The sequence below is a fragment of the Rhizobium sp. R635 genome (assembly GCF_002211285.1).
GTDB lineage: Bacteria > Pseudomonadota > Alphaproteobacteria > Rhizobiales > Rhizobiaceae > Rhizobium.
Window position 1 is genome coordinate 339,669 of record NZ_LOKX01000001.1, and the last position, 17,664, is coordinate 357,332.

A 17,664-nucleotide genomic window follows, 5' to 3' on the forward strand; every position below is an offset into this window, starting at 1 on the left:
CACCCTTGCCGCTCCCCGCCCGATCGGTTAGGAAACCGCCACTGTCACAGTCAGCGGAACTCCCGGAAATGAACGACAAGCAGAAGAAACCGCAAAAGCTCAAGGCCCGCCTGCCGCGCGGCTTCGTCGACCGTGCGGCCGACGATATCCGCGCCGTCAACGAGATGACGGCAAAGATCCGGGAAGTCTATGAGCATTATGGTTTCGACCCCGTAGAAACGCCGCTGTTCGAATATACCGATGCGCTCGGCAAGTTCCTGCCCGACAGCGACCGGCCGAATGAGGGCGTCTTCTCGCTGCAGGACGACGACGAGCAATGGATGTCGCTGCGTTACGACCTGACGGCGCCGCTCGCCCGTCATGTCGCGGAAAATTTCAACGAGATCCAGCTTCCCTACCGCACCTATCGCGCCGGTTATGTCTTCCGCAACGAGAAGCCGGGCCCGGGCCGCTTCCGCCAGTTCATGCAGTTCGACGCCGATACGGTCGGCGCGCCTGGTGTTCAGGCCGATGCCGAAATGTGCATGATGATGGCCGATACGCTGGAAGCTCTCGGCATCAAGCGCGGCGACTACGTCATCCGCGTCAACAACCGCAAGGTTCTGGACGGCGTGCTGGAGGCGATCGGTCTCGGCGGCGACGACAAGGCCGGCCAGCGGCTCAACGTGTTGCGCGCCATCGACAAGCTCGACAAGTTCGGGCCGGAAGGTGTGGCGCTGCTGCTCGGTCCCGGCCGCAAGGATGAATCCGGCGACTTCACCAAGGGCGCTGGGCTCAACCAGGAACAGATCGACAAGGTGCTGTTCTTCGTCGGCATCAAGGATTATGCCGAAAGCGCAGCAAGCCTTGCCGAACTCGTCGCCGGAACCTCCAAGGGTGTCGAAGGCGTCGAGGAGCTGAATTTCATCGGCGCGCTCGTCACGAGCGCCGGTTACGGCTCCGACCGCATCAAGATCGATCCCTCCGTCGTGCGCGGCCTCGAATATTACACCGGCCCGGTCTACGAGGCCGAGCTGACCTTCGACGTCACCAACGAGAAGGGCGAGAAGGTCGTCTTCGGCTCGGTCGGTGGCGGTGGCCGTTATGACGGCCTCGTCTCCCGCTTCATGGGCCAGCCGGTTCCGGCGACCGGCTTTTCGATCGGCGTCTCGCGCCTGATGACGGCGCTGAAGAACCTCGGCAAGCTCGGCGCGAGCGCTGTCATCGAGCCGGTGCTGGTCACCGTCATGGACGGCGACGTCGAGGCGATGGGCCGCTACCAGAAGATGACGCAGCAACTGCGCGCCGCCGGCATCCGGGCCGAGATGTTCCAGGGCAACTGGAAGAAATTCGGCAACCAGCTGAAATATGCCGACCGCCGCGGCTGCCCCGTCGCCATCATCCAGGGCGGCGACGAACGCGCCGAGGGCGTCGTGCAGATCAAGGATCTGATCGAGGGCAAGCGGCTCTCCGGCGAGATCGAGGACAATGCCAGCTGGCGCGAAGCCCGCGTGGCCCAGGAGACGGTGCCGGAAGCCGATCTCGTCGCCAAGGTGAAGGAGATCCTTGCCGCGCAGGCGGAGGATCGGAAGAGGGCGACGAATGCGCAGTAGACCCCTCCCCAACCCCTCCCCACAAGGGGGAGGGGCTTCACGCGGCGCCGTTGTGCCCAACTCGACGTTCGCTTCGCCCACGGCGCTCTCGATTCGTTTCGACGGTCGCCGCGAGTTAGTCCCTCCCCCTTGTGGGGAGGGGTTGGGGAGGGGTCTTCTCCCGGGAGCGATCCAATGCCCCTGATCAACCTCCCCGAATTCGCCGCCGACCTGCTGGCCGAATTTACCACGCGTAACGCCGAGCGCATCGACACGCCTGTCATCCAGCCGGCCGAACCCTTCCTCGACATCGCCGGCGAAGACCTTCGCCGCCGCATCTTCATGACCGAGAGCGAAACCGGCGCCAGCCTCTGCCTGCGGCCCGAATTCACCATTCCCGTCTGTCTGCGCCATATCGAAACCGCGACCGGCACGCCGAAACGTTATGCCTATCTCGGCGAGGTTTTCCGCCAGCGCCGCGACGGCGCCAACGAATTCTATCAGGCCGGCATCGAGGATCTGGGCGATATCAATCTTGCCAGCGCCGATGCCCGCGCCATCGGCGACGCCACCGGCATTCTCGCCCGTCTGCTGCCGGGCCGGCGCCTGTCGGTGACACTTGGCGATCAGGCGGTGTTCGAGGCGGTCGTGCAGGCGCTTGGCCTGCCGCTCGGCTGGCAGAAGCGCCTGATCCATGCCTTCGGCAACATGACGCAGCTGGAGGCGCTGCTCGCCAGCCTCGTCAGCCCGCAATTCGTCACCGGACTTGACGACGATATCGCCAGGCTTGTCGCAGCAGGCGACGAACAGGCGCTGATCGCCCATATCGAGCACGAAATGCAGGCGACGGGTTACTCGACCAATGCCAGCCGCTCGCCGCTGGAAATCGCCCGCAGGCTGAGGGAAAAGTTGATCCTCTCCGAAACACGTCTCGACGACGCGGCCTTCCACGTGCTGGAAGAATTCCTGTCGCTCGACGTGCCGCTCGTCAACGCGTCCGCGGCCCTTGCCGGTTTCGCCGACGCGGCCGGCCTGAAACTCGGCAACGCGCTCTCCCGTTTCAACGGACGGGTCGCGGCCCTTGCCAATGCCGGCGTCGATCTCTCCAGTCTTGGCTACCGCGCCGCCTTCGGGCGGCCGCTCGACTATTACACCGGCCTCGTCTTCGAGGTGAAGGCGGAGGGTTCGGCCGCGGTTCTGGCCGGCGGCGGCCGCTTCGACAAGCTCCTGACGTTCCTCGGTGCGACGGACCGCATTCCGGCCGTCGGCTTCTCCTTCTGGCTCGACCGCATCGAAACCGAAAGGGCAGCCGCATGACCATCACCATCGCGCTTCCCTCCAAGGGCCGGATGAAAGACGACGCTTCGGCGATCTTCGAACGTGCCGGCTTGCGGATCATGGCCGTCGGCAACGACCGCTCCTATCGCGGCCGCGTCGAAGGCCGGGACGATGTCGAGGTCGCCTTCCTCTCGGCCTCCGAAATTTCCCGTGAGCTCGGCAACGGCACCGTCGATTTCGGCGTCACCGGTGAGGATCTGATGCGGGAAGGTTTTGCAGAGGTCGACAAGCGCGTCGAATTCTGCGCCCGCCTTGGCTTCGGCCATGCCGATGTCGTTGTTGCCGTGCCTGAGATCTGGCTTGACGTCGAGACCATGGCCGATCTCGGCGATGTTGCTGCCGATTTCCGCGCCCGCCACTCCAGGCGCCTTGCCATCGCCACCAAATACTGGCGGCTGACCCAGCAGTTCTTTTCGAGCCAGCACGGCATCCAGCTTTACCGCATCGTCGAAAGCCTCGGCGCGACCGAAGGGGCGCCCGCGTCCGGTTCGGCGGATATCATCGTCGATATCACCTCCACCGGCTCGACCCTGCGCGCCAACCACCTGAAGGTGCTCCAGGACGGCGTCATCCTGCATTCGCAGGCCTGCCTCGTGCGCGCCCGCCGGGAAAGTCATGCGGATGAGCCGGCGGTGCAGGCGATCATCGACGCGGTGCGCGCCGCCCTCTGATCTCAATCATCGAGGCATAGAAAAACCCGCCGTCGGATGACGGCGGGTTTCGTATTTGCGGGAGGATGTCTGCTAGAGCAATTCCAGCAAAAGTGTGCAGCGGTTTTGCGTTCGGAATTGCTCTAGTATCAGGCTGCTGCGTGGACGCCGCGGCGTGCGTCGATCGAATAGGCACCGGCGCCGACGGTGGCGAGCAGGATGTACGCGCCGGCCAGCGTGATGTTCTTCATGACCATGATCTGGTTGAGAATGTTCACGAGTTCCGTGCCATTTGCGTAGGGCAGGTGGAAGGCAAGGCCCGTGAAGACACAGAAGGCGGCGAGCAGCCAGCCGGCAATGCGGACCTGGAAGCCTGTGAGAACTGCAAGGCCGGCCAGCAGTTCGAAAAGGCCTGCGACGTAGGCCAACAGGGTTGCTGCCGGTAGGCCGGCACCGGCGATCATGCCCGCGGTACCGGCAGGATCGGTGAGCTTCATGAAGCCTGAAAGGATGAACATGAAGGAAAGAAGAATGCGGGCAATCAGGATGATGGCGTTCGACATGGATGTTGTCTCCGTTTGAAGGACTGTGGAGATCTTGGTGCCCCGGCACCGGATGGACCTCGGATACCTCCTATGTCGCCTTTTTTTGCCGTCATGGAAAGATAAACGGGAGTAGATGCTTCGTTCAATAATATGAAACGATGAGATGGTCGCCGCTGCTTGCGTTTGCCGCGCACGGTCTTTTATGGTCGGCTGATAACATGGAGAATCCGATGGCAGATCTTTCCGCATTTCCGATCACGACGCGTTGGCCGGCGAAGAATTCCGACATCATCCAGCTCTATTCCCTGCAGACGCCGAACGGGGTCAAGGTATCCGTTGCCCTCGAAGAGCTCGGGCTCGCCTATGAGCCGCACTATATTTCCTTTGCTGCCAACGAGCAGAAGTCGCCGGAATTCGAATCTCTCAACCCGAACGGCCGCATTCCCGCGATCATCGACCCGAATGGGCCGGGCGGCAAGCCGATCGGCCTTTTCGAATCCGGCGCGATCCTGCTTTATCTCGCGGAAAAGACCGGCAGGCTGATCCCCGAAGATGCCGCCGGCCGCTATGAATGCATCCAGTGGGTGTTCTTCCAGATGGCAGGCATCGGCCCGATGTTCGGACAATTCGGGCATTTCCACAAATTCGCCGCCGACAAGGTCGCCAACAATTCCTATCCGGTGGAACGCTATCGCGACGAGTCCAAGCGCCTGCTCGGCGTGCTCGAAGGCCGCTTGAAGGGCCGGCAGTGGATCATGGGCGATCAATACACGATCGCCGACATCACCACCTTCACCTGGGTTCGCGGCGCCGATATCTTCTATGGCGGCCGCGAGATTCTCGAATATGCGAAATTCCCCGCCGTCTCGGATTGGCTGGAGCGCTGCATCGCCCGTCCGGCCAGCGAAAGGGGTCTTAACATTCCGGTCAAGCCGGAATAACAGGCGGTCAGCCGGAAATACGAAAGGCCGCCCTCGCGAGCGGCCTTTTCTTTTCACTGCCGGCTTTATCGCCGGCTTGTGATCCGGTTTGCGCCTTCCAGCTTGAAGCGCGGGAAGACGAAGACACCTGACATGCTGCCGCTGTATTTTTCCTCGAGCCCGTTCGACTCGCCCATGCAGAAAAGCGGCTGGCGGAAGCCGTTCGGCATGATGATCGTCGTCGAAAAGCAGAAGGAAGAGCAGAGCGTGGCCGCCTGTTCGAACAGTTCCAGCACGTGGCTGCGATCTCTAGTGTCGTAGCAACGGACCAGGCTCAGCAGCCCGCATTCCGGTGTGGAGAGGCCGTGCAGCATCGCGCTCCAGTCGCCGAGGCGAAGCAGGCCGCTCGAAAGATCTCCCGTCCACGGCTCGGAAACGGAAAACTGCGCCAGCATGTCCTGATTTCGATTGTTGTCGTTCAGCGAAGCGGGCATCAAAGGCAAGGCGGCATTGGCTTTGGCGATCTTAAACAAGGCGTTCCCCAGTTCGGATGCGGCTCCGCCGCACGCTCGGCAAACACAAAGAAACAGGATCATGTAGCCGCGGACATTATGCCCGCGCATCCGGCGATCGTCGCCTCGGCTATCAGGCTTGGGAACCCGATGTCGAAGCCGAATATATACGTATCGCCTTTTCGCACACCGGCTTTGTCTGAAGGGGTTGTCGCTGGCGTGCGTCAATTGCAGCGCGGATTTATAGGAGCTTTTTGACAAACGGCAACGGCTTTTTGAGGGGCGATTGGGCCTTTGTCTTCTCTAATGCTCCCACATTCTCCCGGCCGTTTCGTCAGAAAATCAGCAAAAATCACCTCTTTTGGCGGTTTAAAAACGTTTTTAATCCCCGGCATGCGGCAGATGACGCCATTTGCCGCCCATTTCCTCGGACGGGAAAACAGCGGTGACGCAAGCCTGACGAAAGCTTCGAGACCGGCTGACGCACTGCACGGCATAAAATAGTGCGCAACGGATCGAATCGTTTTTGGCCAAAAGAAAAGGGCGACCCGAGGGCCGCCCTTCCTATTCCCGCCGGAATGGGTAGTCAGTGAAGGCTTTCGCCTATCACATCATGTCCATACCGCCAGTTCAGCGCGCTTGACGCGCTGAACCATCTTGGATGATGGGCGGTTTCATGGACGATGCTGTGAGAGGCCGTTGGCCTATCACATCATGTCCATACCGCCCATGCCGCCCATGCCGCCCGGCATAGCCGGAGCGTCCTTCTTCGGCAGCTCGGCGATCATGGCTTCGGTGGTGATCAGCAGCGATGCAACGGAAGCGGCATCCTGCAGAGCGGTGCGAACGACCTTGACCGGGTCGATGATGCCCATGCCGATCATGTCGCCATATTCGCCGGTCTGGGCGTTGTAGCCGTAGTTGTCCTGATCCTTGTCGAGGATCTTGCCGACGACGATCGAAGCTTCGTCACCAGCGTTTTCAGCGATCTGGCGGGCCGGAGCCTGCAGAGCGCGACGAACGATGTTGATGCCGGCTTCCTGGTCGTCGTTGACACCCTTGGAGGTGATCTTGACGGAGGAACGGAGCAGGGCAACGCCGCCGCCCGGTACGATGCCTTCCTGAACGGCAGCGCGCGTCGCGTTGAGAGCGTCGTCGATGCGGTCCTTCTTTTCCTTCACTTCGACTTCAGTCGAGCCGCCGACGCGGATGACGGCAACGCCGCCTGCGAGCTTGGCAAGGCGTTCCTGCAGCTTCTCGCGGTCGTAGTCGGAGGTGGTTTCTTCGATCTGGGCCTTGATCTGGGCAACACGGCCTTCGATGTCGGACTTGGCGCCCGAACCGTCGACGATCGTGGTGTTTTCCTTGGAGATCGAAACCTTCTTGGCGCGGCCGAGCATGTCGAGCGTGACGCTTTCGAGCTTGATGCCGAGGTCTTCGGAGATGACGGTGCCGCCGGTCAGGATGGCGATGTCTTCGAGCATGGCCTTGCGGCGGTCGCCGAAGCCAGGTGCCTTGACGGCGGCGATCTTCAGGCCGCCGCGGAGCTTGTTGACGACGAGCGTAGCAAGCGCTTCGCCTTCGACGTCTTCAGCGATGATGAGGAGCGGCTTGCCGGTCTGGACGACGGCTTCGAGAACCGGGAGCATGGACTGCAGGTTCGAGAGCTTCTTCTCGTGGAGCAGGATGAAGACGTCTTCGAGGTCGGCGACCATCTTTTCCGGGTTGGTCACGAAGTAGGGGCTGAGGTAACCACGGTCGAACTGCATGCCTTCGACGACTTCGAGTTCGGTTTCGGCGGTCTTGGCTTCTTCAACGGTGATGACGCCTTCGTTGCCGACCTTCTGCATGGCTTCGGCAATGTCGAGACCGACCTGGCGTTCGCCGTTTGCGGAGATCGTGCCGACCTGGGCGACTTCTTCCGAGGTGTTGATCTTCTTGGCCTTGGCCTGGAGATCCTTGACGACTTCGGCGACGGCGAGATCGATGCCGCGCTTCAGGTCCATCGGGTTCATGCCGGCTGCAACGGCCTTGGCGCCTTCGCGAACGATCGCCTGGGCAAGAACGGTTGCGGTCGTCGTGCCGTCGCCGGCGATGTCGTTGGTCTTCGAAGCGACTTCGCGGACCATCTGGGCGCCCATGTTTTCGAACTTGTCCTCGAGTTCGATTTCCTTGGCGACCGAGACGCCGTCCTTGGTGATGCGCGGAGCGCCGAAGGACTTGTCGATGATGACGTTACGGCCCTTCGGGCCGAGCGTGACCTTCACCGCATCGGCGAGAATGTCGACGCCGCGCAGCATCTTTTCGCGCGCGGTGCGGCCAAACTTGATTTCTTTAGCTGCCATGTTTGTGACTCCTGAATTCGATTTGTTCGGGCAAAGGCCCGTTAGTCATTTCGGGAAAGCGGATCGGCCGATCAGCCGATGATGCCCATGATGTCGGCTTCCTTCATGATCAGAAGGTCTTCGCCGTTGATCTTGACTTCGGTGCCGGACCACTTGCCGAACAGGACGCGGTCGCCAGCCTTGACGTCGAGAGCGACGACCTTGCCGGACTCGTCACGAGCGCCGGAACCGACGGCGACGATTTCGCCTTCCTGCGGCTTTTCCTTGGCGGTATCGGGAATGATGATGCCGCCTTTGGTCTTCTCTTCGGACTCGACGCGACGAACGACGACGCGGTCGTGAAGCGGACGGAAATTGGTGCTTGCCATTGTCTAATCCCTCGATCGAATGACATTCGCGAGCCGGAGCGGCCCACATGGATAAATGTTAGCACTCCTCTGTGATGAGTGCTAGCGCCGAGCATTTAGGGATGGCTCCGAAAGGAGTCAATGAGAGCAATCACGAATTTTTGTGCCGGAATTGTGAAGAGGCCGGAGAATTGTCGGAGATTCCAGCCGAAACCTTCATGAGGTCGACCCTCGCCGCGGCCGTTCGCCATCCGTGATTGCCTGCGGCGAAGAAAATGCCTTGCCATCCCCCTGCGCCTTTGCAATGTCACCGGGGACTGAAAGCAAATCGGGAATTGGGAATGGCCAGGCGGATAGAAAACTTCTCTGAGATCGCCGATCACTATGATGTGGTGCTCTGCGATGTCTGGGGCGTCGTGCATAACGGCGTCGATCCGTTCCCGAAGGCCGCCGCGGCCCTTGAAGCCGCCCGCAAAAGCGGTCTTGCCGTCGTGCTCATCACCAATTCGCCGCGCCTTTCCTGGCAGGTGGTCGAACAGCTGCGCCATATCGGCGTTCCCGACAGCGCCTATGACAGGATCGTCACCTCGGGCGACGTCACGCGCAAATTGATCGCCGAAGGGCCGAAGACCGCCTTTCTGCTCGGTCCCGAGCGCGACAAGGCGCTTCTCGAAGGCATCGGCGTCGAGCGTCGACCGGCGGGCGAAGCGCAATCGCTGGTCTGCACCGGCTTCTTCGACGACGAGACCGAGAAGCCGGAAGATTACACCGACATGCTGCTGGATTTCCAGGCGCGCGACGTGCCGATGATCTGCGCCAATCCCGACCTCGTCGTCGAGCGCGGCCATCGCATCATCCCCTGCGCCGGCGCCATGGCGGCCTATTACGAGCAGCTCGGCGGCAAGACCCGCATCGCCGGCAAGCCGCACCGGCCGATCTATGAGGCGACGCTTTCGGCCGCCCGCGAGCTTCGCGGCGATTTCCCCGTCGACCGCGTGCTGGCGATCGGCGACGGCATGCCGACCGATGTGCGCGGCGCCTTGAATTACGGGCTCGACCTCCTCTACATCAGCGGCGGCATCCACGCCAAGGAATACACCCTCAACGGCGAGACCGACGAGGCGATCCTCAACGCCTATCTCGAACGGGAAAAGGCGGCGCCGAAGTGGTGGATGCCGCGCCTTGCATGAAGAGAAGCCAGCCGATGACCGTCTTCCACCGCAATGAAACCCGGGAACCTCTACCCGCCCATCTCAGAGGCGGAGTGATTGCCATCGGCAATTTCGATGGTGTCCACCGCGGCCACCAGTCGGTGCTGAATCGCGCATTGGAAATCTCCAAGGCGCGGGGCATTCCCGCTCTGGTGCTGACCTTCGAGCCGCATCCGCGCACGGTCTTCAGGCCGCAGGCGCCGGTCTTCCGGCTGACGCCCGCGCCGCTGAAAGCCCGCATTCTGGAGACGCTCGGTTTCAACGCCGTCATCGAATATCCCTTCGACTATGAATTCTCGCAGCGCTCGCCAGACGATTTCATTCATTCGATCCTGAAGGACTGGCTCGGCGCCTCCGAAGTCGTCACCGGCTTCGATTTCCATTTCGGCCGCGGCCGCGAGGGCGGTCCGGCTTTCCTGATGAATGCCGGCCAGACCTATGGCTTCGGCGTCACGCTGATCGATGCCTTCCGCGACGAAAACGCCGATGTCGTCTCGTCGAGCCATATCCGCGCACTTCTGACGGACGGCAATGTCAGCGAAGTCGCCGGCATGCTCGGCTATCGCTATACTGTCGAAGCCGAGGTGATCGACGGAGAAAAACTCGGCCGCCAGCTCGGTTTCCCCACGGCCAACATGCGCCTGCCGCCCGAGGTCGAACTCGCCCCCGGCATCTACGCCGTCCGCTTCCGCCGCCAGGACGGAACACTCCACGATGCCGTCGCCAGCTACGGCCGCCGCCCGACGGTAACGGAAAACGGCGCCCCGCTGCTCGAAACCTATCTCTTCGACTTCAGCGGCGATCTCTATGGCCAGCTCTGCTCGGTCTCCTTCTTCGGTTATCTGAGACCCGAATTGAAATTCGACGGCCTCGATCCGCTCGTCGCCCAGATCAAGCGCGATGAGGAAGAGGCGAGGGCGCTGCTGGCGGGCGTCGTGCCGCTCGGTGAACTCGATCGGAAACTCTGCTTTTCCTGAGACGACATCAGGCAGAGGATTATCTCAGGCATCAGTAAGAACTCGGCCCGCCTTGGGATCGAATGCGGCGATTTCTTCTCTTCCTTTTCCCGGCAAAAACGCCTATGAACCGGCGCTATGACGAAACTTCGGCTGGCGATCACGATGCGAATTATCGGCCCGGCCTTCCCAGCGCGCTAAGCGGCCGGGAGGTCCGGGTTTTCGGCGCTTGCGAGCAGGCGCTTCCGCCGCCACCTATTTTCACGTCCGTTGCGCCCCTTCCTGGGCCGCCAGAAACGATTGTCACACATGACCGAAACAGCCGAAAAGATCGATTACTCGAAGACCCTCTATCTGCCTGAAACCGATTTCCCGATGCGCGCCGGCCTGCCGCAGAAGGAGCCGGAACTCGTTGCCCGCTGGCAGCAGATGGATCTTTACAAGAAGCTGCGCGCTTCCGCTGCCGGCCGCGAAAAATTCGTCCTGCACGACGGCCCGCCCTATGCCAACGGCAACATCCATATCGGCCACGCGCTGAACAAGATCCTCAAGGACGTCATCACCCGCTCCTTCCAGATGCGCGGTTACGACTCCAATTACGTTCCGGGCTGGGACTGCCACGGCCTGCCGATCGAATGGAAGATCGAAGAAGAAAACTATCGCGCCAAGGGGAAGGCCAAGCCTGACCTGACCGAGCCATCGGCGATGATCGAGTTCCGCCGCGAGTGCCGCGCCTATGCTGAAAAGTGGATCGCCATCCAGGGCGGAGAATTCCAGCGCCTCGGCATCATCGGCGATTTCGAAAACCCGTATCTGACGATGAACTTCCATGCGGAAAGCCGCATCGCCGGCGAACTCTTGAAGATCGCCAAATCGGGCCAGCTCTATCGCGGCTCCAAGCCGATCATGTGGTCGGTCGTAGAGCGCACCGCGCTGGCGGAAGCCGAAGTCGAATACCATGATTATGAGAGCGACACGATCTGGGTGAAGTTCCCGGTCGCGAAGGGCTCTGATGGCCTCACAGATGCCTCTGTCGTCATCTGGACGACCACGCCCTGGACGATCCCCGGCAACCGGGCGGTCGCCTATTCCTCGCGCGTCGCCTATGGCCTTTACGAAGTCACGGCTGCCGAGAACGATTTTGGCCCGCGTCCGGGTGAAAAGTTGATCTTCGCCGACAAACTCGCCGAAGAATCTTTTGCCAAGGCAAAGCTGCAGTACAAGCGCCTTGCTGACGTGACCGCTACCGATCTTGCCGGCATCACCTGCGCCCATCCGTTGAAGGGTGTCGGCGGCGGCTATGAATTTGCCGTGCCGCTGCTCGATGGCGACCACGTCACCGACGATGCCGGTACGGGCTTCGTGCACACCGCACCCAGCCACGGCCGCGAAGACTTTGACGTCTGGATGGCGCATGCCCGCCAGATCGAGGCACGCGGTATCGAGACCAAGATCCCGTTCCCGGTCGACGACGGCGGCTTCTACACGTCAGACGCTCCCGGCCTCGAAGGCGCGCGCGTCATCGACGACAACGGCAAGAAGGGCGATGCCAATGATCGCGTCATCAAGGCGCTGATCGAACTCAACGCGCTCTTTGCCCGCGGCCGCCTGAAGCACCAGTATCCGCATTCCTGGCGCTCCAAGAAGCCGGTGATCTTCCGCAACACGCCGCAGTGGTTCGTCTATATGGACAAGACGCTTGCGGACGGAACGACACTGCGCACCCGTGCGCTGAAAGCGATCGACGATACCCGCTTCGTGCCCGCCGCCGGCCAGAACCGTCTGCGCGCCATGATCGAGCAGCGCCCGGATTGGGTGCTTTCTCGCCAGCGTGCTTGGGGCGTGCCGATCTGCGTCTTCGTCGATGAGCACGGCGCAGTGCTGCAGGATGATGCCGTCAACCAGCGCATCCTCGACGCTTTCGACGCCGAAGGCGCCGACGCCTGGTTTGCTGAAGGCGCCAAGGAACGGTTCCTCGGCAACGAACACGATCCGGCCAAGTGGTCGCAGGTCATGGATATCCTCGACGTCTGGTTCGACTCGGGCTCGACCCATACCTTCACGCTGGAAGATCGCCCCGACCTGAAGTGGCCGGCCGATCTTTATCTCGAAGGGTCCGACCAGCATCGCGGCTGGTTCCATTCCTCGCTGCTGGAATCGGCTGCCACCCGCGGCCGCGCGCCTTACGACACCGTCCTCACCCATGGCTTCACCATGGACGAGAAGGGCGAGAAGATGTCGAAGTCGAAGGGCAACGTCACCGCGCCGCAGGAAGTGATGAAGGATGCCGGCGCCGACATCCTGCGCCTCTGGGTCATGACCTCGGATTATGCGGACGACCTGCGCGTCGGTAAGACGATCATCCAGACCAATGTCGATGCCTATCGCAAGCTGCGCAACACCATCCGCTGGATGCTCGGCACGCTGGCGCATGACAAGGGCGAGGTCATCGCGCTGGCCGATCTGCCGGAGCTGGAACAGCTGATGCTGCACCGCCTCTCCGAGCTCGATCAGCTCGTGCGCGAAAACTACGACGCCTTCGATTTCAAGAAGATCGCCCGCGCGCTGATCGACTTCGCCAATGTCGAGCTTTCGGCCTTCTACTTCGATATCCGCAAGGATGCGCTCTACTGCGATGCGCCGTCGAGCCTTCGCCGCCGCTCGGCGCTCTATGTCATCCGCATGATCTTCGATTGCATGGTGACCTGGCTTGCGCCGATGCTGCCCTTCACGACCGAAGAGGCATGGCTTTCGCGCAATCCTTCGGCCGTCTCGGTGCACCTGGAGCAATTTGCCCCGGTGGCCAAGGAATGGCGCAACGATGCGCTGGCCGACAAGTGGAAGAAGATCCGCGCGATCCGCAGCGTCGTGACCGGCGCGCTCGAAATCGAGCGCAAGGACAAGCGCATCGGCTCCTCGCTGGAAGCCGCTCCCGTCGTGCATATCGCCGATGCGGGCCTGCGCAGGGCGCTCGAGGGTCAGGATTTCAGCGAAGTTTGCATCACCTCGGGTATCACGATCGAGGTGGATGCCGGCCCGGCCGAAGCCTTCCGCCTGTCCGAAGTGCCTGACGTCGCCGTCGTTCCCAAGCTTGCCGAAGGTGTGAAATGCGCGCGGTCCTGGCGCATCACCACGGATGTCGGTTCCGATCCGGAATATCCCGACGTCTCGGCGCGTGACGCTGCGGCATTGCGCGAACTCGGCATCCGCGCCTGAAGATATTTGCCGGGTGAATTGCCTTTATGGCGTTCATCCGGTAAAAGCTGCCTGAAAATGGCCGGATTTTTGCGTCAGGGGGACGGTTGTCCGGTTGGGCAACGATTGCACCGGTGGCTGGAAGGGTTTTCATGTTCGCAACGCATTGGTTCCGTATGGGCGCCTGCCTGTCTGTTGTCGTGGCGGGATGCTCCTTGGTGTCCAGTTGCGCCAGCAGCCCGACCTACGGCACCGACAAGACCGCCATGGAGCAGTTGACCGACGATCTCGGTCAGTCGGTATCGCTGACAGGACCGGACCCGAAGAACAAGGGCGTCAAATATACGCCGCGTCCGACGCTGGTGCTGCCGGCCCAGGGGCAACGCGAGACCCTCATCGCGCCGCAGCCGACCGTGGCGAATAAGGACAATCCGCAATGGCTTGAATCGCCGGAAGAGACCCGCGCACGTCTCGTTTCCGAGGCTGACGCCAATTCGGATAATCCGAGTTACCGCTCGCCGCTGGCGAGCTCTGCGATCGAAGGCGGCCGGCGCACGACGGAAGCCCAGACCCAGGCCTATCGCGAAGCCCGCGCCCTGCAGAAGGGCTCCTATATCGACCAGCGCCGTTCCATCTCCGATCCGCCGCCCGGCTACCGCACCGTCGACGACCCGACAAAGCTCGACGACCTCGGCGAGCCCGAGCTCAAGAAGCAGAAGAAGCGCAAGAAGGATGCGGCGATCGCCAATTCCGGCAAGCAGTGGTGGAACCTGCTGCAGTAGCAGCTTTTCCCGGCGTGTAGCCCATTGCTTGGTTGCTCAAGTTCATCGACATCACCGGACCAGCCCCTCATCCGCCTGCCGGCACCTTCTCCCCGTAAACGGGGCGAAGGGGAATCGCCACAGCCTCTCCGTTCCCACCGATCTCTCGCAGGGCACGTCCCCTCGCCCCGTTTACGGGGAGAGGGTTAGGGTGAGGGGCAGCCGTCGGCGCAAGCCGGACGGTAGTGGCTCAAGCAGGGATGACGGTATTGTGCGCAGGCCCTGAGGATTACGGCGTTTCCCTCTTTTGCGAAAAGAACCGTCGTAGCATCACGGCCGATTGGACCTCGTTGATGCCCGAATAGACCTCGGGAACGTGATGGCAGGTGGGCTGCGCATAGAATCGCACGCCGTTGTCGACGGCGCCGCCTTTTGGATCTTCGGCGCCGTAATAAAGCCGCCGGATACGCGCAAATGAGATGGCTGCCGCGCACATGGTGCAAGGCTCCAGCGTCACGTAGAGATCCGCGCCGGCAAGGCGTTCCTGCCCGAGCGCTTCGCAAGCGAGCCGGATCGCGACGATTTCGGCGTGCGCGGTGATGTCTTTCAGCTCTCTCGTACGGTTTCCGGCCCGGGAAACGGCGATATCGTCGACCACGACGACAGCGCCGATCGGCACCTCGCCGCGCTCTTCGGCGGCGCGTGCTTCCTCAAGCGCCATCTCCATGAAACGATTTGTCTTCACGATCGCAAGAATTTCCACTTAACCGCAGATGCGTGACCTGATAGACAGGCCCAAAAGGCAGGCAAACAACAAATGACACCCAAAGACAAGCCAAAACGCCCGGGCGTAAAGCCCTTTTCACGGGATGACAGGCCGAAGGCCGGTTCCAGGACGGGCAGTGCGAAGCCGGCAAAGGCTGCCGCCGCAAACTCGATCGCGGCCGAGGCCGATGGCGAGGCCAAGGCCGAACGCATCTCCAAGGTGATGGCGCGCGCAGGCGTCGCCTCCCGGCGCGACATCGAACGCATGATCATGGAAGGTCGTGTGACGCTGAACGGCACGGTTCTCGAAACCCCCGTCGTCAACGTCACGCTCGCCGACCGGATCGAAGTCGACGGCGTGCCGATCCGCGGCATCGAGCGCACCAGACTGTGGCTCTATCACAAGCCCGCGGGCCTCGTGACCACCAATGCCGACCCGGAAGGCCGGCCGACCGTTTTCGACAACCTGCCGGAAGAACTGCCGCGCGTCATGTCGATCGGCCGCCTCGACATCAACACCGAAGGCCTGCTGCTGTTGACCAATGACGGCGGCCTTGCCCGCGCGCTCGAACTGCCGGCGACCGGCTGGCTGCGACGCTACCGCGTCCGCGCCCATGGCGAGATCAATCAGGAAGCGCTCGACAAGCTGAAGGACGGCATCGCCGTAGACGGCGTGCTCTACGGTTCGATCGAGGCGACGCTCGACCGCACCCAAGGCTCGAACGTCTGGATCACCATGGGTCTGCGCGAAGGCAAGAACCGCGAAATCAAGAACGTGCTTGGCGCGCTCGGCCTCGACGTCAACCGCCTCATCCGCATTTCCTATGGCCCGTTCCAGCTCGGCGACTTGCCGGAAGGCCAGGTCATCGAAGTGCGCGGCCGCACGCTACGCGATCAGCTCGGCCCGCGCCTCATCGAGGAAGCCAAGGCGAATTTCGACGCGCCGATCTACAATGCGCCGGCTGTCGCCGCCGAGGAAGAGGCTGAGCCCGCAGTCCCGGAAAAACGCGAGCGTCCGCGCCGCGAGGTGGACAAGCGCGAACGGGCGCTGAGCCGCCTCGACACCAAGCGCGATGACCGCCGTGGTGGGGCGCGCAAGGATGACGACCGCCGCGACGGCGGCAGGGATGACGACAAGCCGAAGCGCGCCCAGCCGCTCGGCCAGCGCCGCAGCGCCAATGTCTGGATGGCGCCAGGCGCCCGGCCGCTCGGCGAAAAGGCGGCAGCCAAAGCCGCCAAGAATGCGCAGACCGCACGCCGGCGCGGCGAGCAGCCGCAGGCAAAGAGCAATGCTTTCGATCGCATCGAAGATCGTCCGCGCACGCAGATCAACCGCGTACGCGAAGAAGACGGCGAATGGATTCGTTCGAGCGAAGAGCCTCGCCGTAAGGATGAGGGCGAGGGCTTCGGCCGCAAGCGCTCCTTCGGGGATCGCCCCGCCCGCGAAGACCGCGGTTTTGGCGATCGCCCGGCGCGCGGTGAACGCCGCCCCCGGGAACAGGGTGACGAGCGCCCGCGCGGTGATCGTCCTTCGCGCGGGGATCGGCCTTTCGGCGATAAGCCGCGTGGCGACCGCAGGCCGCGTACGGATGGTGACGAGCGTCCTCGTGCTGCCAGAGCCTCAGCCGGAGAAGGCCGTTCGGAGCGTCCGCGCGGCGACCGTCCTTCACGCGGAGATCGGCCCTTCGGCGATAAGCCGCGCGGTGATCGCAGGCCGCGCGAGGATGGCGATGAACGTCCGCGGGCAGCCAGAAGCTTTGCCGGCGAGCGCCGCTCCGAGCGTCCCCGCGGCGAAAGATCCTTCGGCGACAAGCCTTCGGGTGACAAGCCGCGTGGCAAGGGTTTTGGGGCCAAGCCCGGCGGGGCCAAGAATTTTTCCGGCAAGCCGAAAGGCGCCAAGTCGGGCGGAGACAGGCCGGGCGGCGACAGGCCTGCGGGCGGGCCGTCCAGAGGTGGTGCGAAAGGAAAGGGAATGACGCGCGGTGCGGATCGTCGGCGGTGAGTTTCGCGGACGGCCTCTCGCCGTGCCAAAATCCAACGATATCCGGCCGACTGCCGACCGGACGCGCGAGAGCCTGTTCAACATCTTGAGTCATGCCTATCCGGAATGCGTCGACGGCACCCGGATTCTCGACCTTTTCGCCGGGACGGGCGCTGTCGGCCTCGAAGCCGTCTCGCGCGGCTGTCGCCACGCGCTCTTCGTCGAAAACAGCGTCGAGGGCAGGGCGCTGCTCTGGGAGAACATCGATGCGCTCGGCCTGCACGGCCGCACGCGCATCCTGCGCCGGGATGCGACCGATCTCGGCAGCGTCGGTAATCTCGAACCCTTCGACGTGCTCTTCGCCGACCCGCCCTATGGCAAGGGCCTGGGGGAGAAGGCGATGGCCGCCGCAGCCGAGGGCGGCTGGCTCCGTTCCGGCGCGATTGCCGTGCTCGAAGAGCGTGCCGACGTTGTGGTTTCCGTTCATCCTTCCTATGTTTTCCTCGAAAGCCGCATCTTTGGCGATACGAGGGTGCATTTCTTCCGGTATCAGCCGCAATAGCGCGG

General features: G+C 62.6%; 15 protein-coding genes. 10 read left to right on the forward strand and 5 right to left on the reverse strand.

Features of this window, described 5'->3' with window-relative positions:
• The first annotated feature begins 68 nt into the window (after positions 1-68).
• The 3 genes from hisS (at position 69) to hisG (ending at position 3,580) form a co-directional block, all read left to right on the forward strand.
• Complete coding sequence (hisS, locus tag ATY78_RS01590; protein WP_088680583.1) at positions 69-1,592, forward strand: histidine--tRNA ligase; 1,524 nt, start codon at positions 69-71, stop codon at positions 1,590-1,592.
• 174 nt (positions 1,593-1,766) lie between these two features.
• The gene (locus ATY78_RS01595; RefSeq protein ID WP_088680584.1) at positions 1,767-2,888 is read left to right on the forward strand and encodes an ATP phosphoribosyltransferase regulatory subunit; all 1,122 of its coding nucleotides are present in this window, start codon (positions 1,767-1,769) and stop codon (positions 2,886-2,888) included.
• Complete coding sequence (gene hisG / locus ATY78_RS01600; protein WP_088680585.1) at positions 2,885-3,580, forward strand: ATP phosphoribosyltransferase; 696 nt, start codon at positions 2,885-2,887, stop codon at positions 3,578-3,580. The genes ATY78_RS01595 and hisG overlap by 4 nt, the downstream gene beginning before the upstream one ends.
• Positions 3,581-3,708: 128 nt before the next feature.
• Here the strand turns inward: hisG and ATY78_RS01605 are convergent, their stop codons facing one another.
• Positions 3,709-4,122, reverse strand: a complete 414-nt coding sequence (locus tag ATY78_RS01605) for a DoxX family protein (protein WP_088680586.1) — start codon at positions 4,120-4,122, stop codon at positions 3,709-3,711.
• A gap of 212 nt (positions 4,123-4,334) precedes the next feature.
• Here ATY78_RS01605 and ATY78_RS01610 point away from each other — a divergent pair, with 212 nt between their 5' ends.
• Entirely contained in the window at positions 4,335-5,045 is a 711-nt protein-coding gene (locus ATY78_RS01610) for a glutathione binding-like protein (RefSeq protein WP_088680587.1), read from the forward strand.
• 65 nt (positions 5,046-5,110) lie between these two features.
• On the opposite strand, the gene ATY78_RS01615 is transcribed toward ATY78_RS01610, so the two are convergent.
• The 3 genes from ATY78_RS01615 to groES all read right to left on the reverse strand — a co-directional run bounded on the left by ATY78_RS01615 (position 5,111) and on the right by groES (position 8,249).
• Entirely contained in the window at positions 5,111-5,557 is a 447-nt protein-coding gene (locus ATY78_RS01615) for a hypothetical protein (RefSeq protein WP_088680588.1), read from the reverse strand.
• A gap of 686 nt (positions 5,558-6,243) precedes the next feature.
• Positions 6,244-7,881: a chaperonin GroEL gene (groL, locus tag ATY78_RS01620; RefSeq protein WP_016734675.1), complete on the reverse strand. Its 1,638-nt coding sequence runs from the start codon at positions 7,879-7,881 to the stop codon at positions 6,244-6,246.
• Positions 7,882-7,952: 71 nt separating this feature from the next.
• Positions 7,953-8,249, reverse strand: coding sequence for a co-chaperone GroES (groES, locus tag ATY78_RS01625; protein WP_004675403.1), 297 nt, complete (start codon positions 8,247-8,249; stop codon positions 7,953-7,955).
• Between the two features lie 320 nt (positions 8,250-8,569).
• On the opposite strand from groES, the gene ATY78_RS01630 reads away from it, so the two are divergent.
• The 4 genes from ATY78_RS01630 to ATY78_RS01650 all read left to right on the forward strand — a co-directional run bounded on the left by ATY78_RS01630 (position 8,570) and on the right by ATY78_RS01650 (position 14,372).
• Entirely contained in the window at positions 8,570-9,418 is an 849-nt protein-coding gene (locus tag ATY78_RS01630; RefSeq protein WP_088680589.1) for a TIGR01459 family HAD-type hydrolase, read from the forward strand.
• 14 nt (positions 9,419-9,432) lie between these two features.
• Positions 9,433-10,416 (forward strand): bifunctional riboflavin kinase/FAD synthetase, encoded by a 984-nt coding sequence (locus tag ATY78_RS01635; protein ID WP_088680831.1) that lies wholly within the window; start codon positions 9,433-9,435, stop codon positions 10,414-10,416.
• Positions 10,417-10,704: 288 nt separating this feature from the next.
• A complete protein-coding gene (gene ileS, locus ATY78_RS01645; protein ID WP_088680590.1) occupies positions 10,705-13,611 on the forward strand; it encodes an isoleucine--tRNA ligase in 2,907 nt (968 codons plus the stop codon).
• A gap of 131 nt (positions 13,612-13,742) precedes the next feature.
• Entirely contained in the window at positions 13,743-14,372 is a 630-nt protein-coding gene (locus ATY78_RS01650; RefSeq protein ID WP_088680591.1) for a hypothetical protein, read from the forward strand.
• A 268-nt stretch (positions 14,373-14,640) separates the two neighbouring features.
• Here the strand turns inward: ATY78_RS01650 and ATY78_RS01655 are convergent, their stop codons facing one another.
• Positions 14,641-15,078 carry a nucleoside deaminase gene (locus ATY78_RS01655; protein ID WP_088680592.1) on the reverse strand — a complete coding sequence of 146 codons (438 nt, stop codon included), beginning with the start codon at positions 15,076-15,078 and terminating at the stop codon, positions 14,641-14,643.
• Between the two features lie 90 nt (positions 15,079-15,168).
• Here ATY78_RS01655 and ATY78_RS01660 point away from each other — a divergent pair, with 90 nt between their 5' ends.
• Positions 15,169-17,118, forward strand: a complete 1,950-nt coding sequence (locus ATY78_RS01660) for a pseudouridine synthase (RefSeq protein WP_088680593.1) — start codon at positions 15,169-15,171, stop codon at positions 17,116-17,118.
• Entirely contained in the window at positions 17,099-17,659 is a 561-nt protein-coding gene (gene rsmD, locus ATY78_RS01665; protein ID WP_088680594.1) for a 16S rRNA (guanine(966)-N(2))-methyltransferase RsmD, read from the forward strand. Before ATY78_RS01660 ends, rsmD begins: the two co-directional genes overlap by 20 nt.
• Positions 17,660-17,664: the final 5 nt, after the last annotated feature.

What these genes read in the sequence shown, in the direction of transcription:
- ATY78_RS01610 (WP_088680587.1), top strand. Translation starts at nt 4,335, where the DNA reads ATGGCAGATCTTTCCGCATTTCCGATCACGACGCGTTGGCCGGCGAAG.
- groL (WP_016734675.1), bottom strand. Translation starts at nt 7,881, where the DNA reads ATGGCAGCTAAAGAAATCAAGTTTGGCCGCACCGCGCGCGAAAAGATG.
- ATY78_RS01650 (WP_088680591.1), top strand. Translation starts at nt 13,743, where the DNA reads ATGTTCGCAACGCATTGGTTCCGTATGGGCGCCTGCCTGTCTGTTGTC.
- hisG (WP_088680585.1), top strand. Translation starts at nt 2,885, where the DNA reads ATGACCATCACCATCGCGCTTCCCTCCAAGGGCCGGATGAAAGACGAC.
- ATY78_RS01630 (WP_088680589.1), top strand. Translation starts at nt 8,570, where the DNA reads ATGGCCAGGCGGATAGAAAACTTCTCTGAGATCGCCGATCACTATGAT.
- ATY78_RS01660 (WP_088680593.1), top strand. Translation starts at nt 15,169, where the DNA reads ATGACACCCAAAGACAAGCCAAAACGCCCGGGCGTAAAGCCCTTTTCA.
- ATY78_RS01605 (WP_088680586.1), bottom strand. Translation starts at nt 4,122, where the DNA reads ATGTCGAACGCCATCATCCTGATTGCCCGCATTCTTCTTTCCTTCATG.
- groES (WP_004675403.1), bottom strand. Translation starts at nt 8,249, where the DNA reads ATGGCAAGCACCAATTTCCGTCCGCTTCACGACCGCGTCGTCGTTCGT.
- ileS (WP_088680590.1), top strand. Translation starts at nt 10,705, where the DNA reads ATGACCGAAACAGCCGAAAAGATCGATTACTCGAAGACCCTCTATCTG.
- hisS (WP_088680583.1), top strand. Translation starts at nt 69, where the DNA reads ATGAACGACAAGCAGAAGAAACCGCAAAAGCTCAAGGCCCGCCTGCCG.
- ATY78_RS01595 (WP_088680584.1), top strand. Translation starts at nt 1,767, where the DNA reads ATGCCCCTGATCAACCTCCCCGAATTCGCCGCCGACCTGCTGGCCGAA.
- ATY78_RS01655 (WP_088680592.1), bottom strand. Translation starts at nt 15,078, where the DNA reads ATGGAGATGGCGCTTGAGGAAGCACGCGCCGCCGAAGAGCGCGGCGAG.
- ATY78_RS01635 (WP_088680831.1), top strand. Translation starts at nt 9,433, where the DNA reads ATGACCGTCTTCCACCGCAATGAAACCCGGGAACCTCTACCCGCCCAT.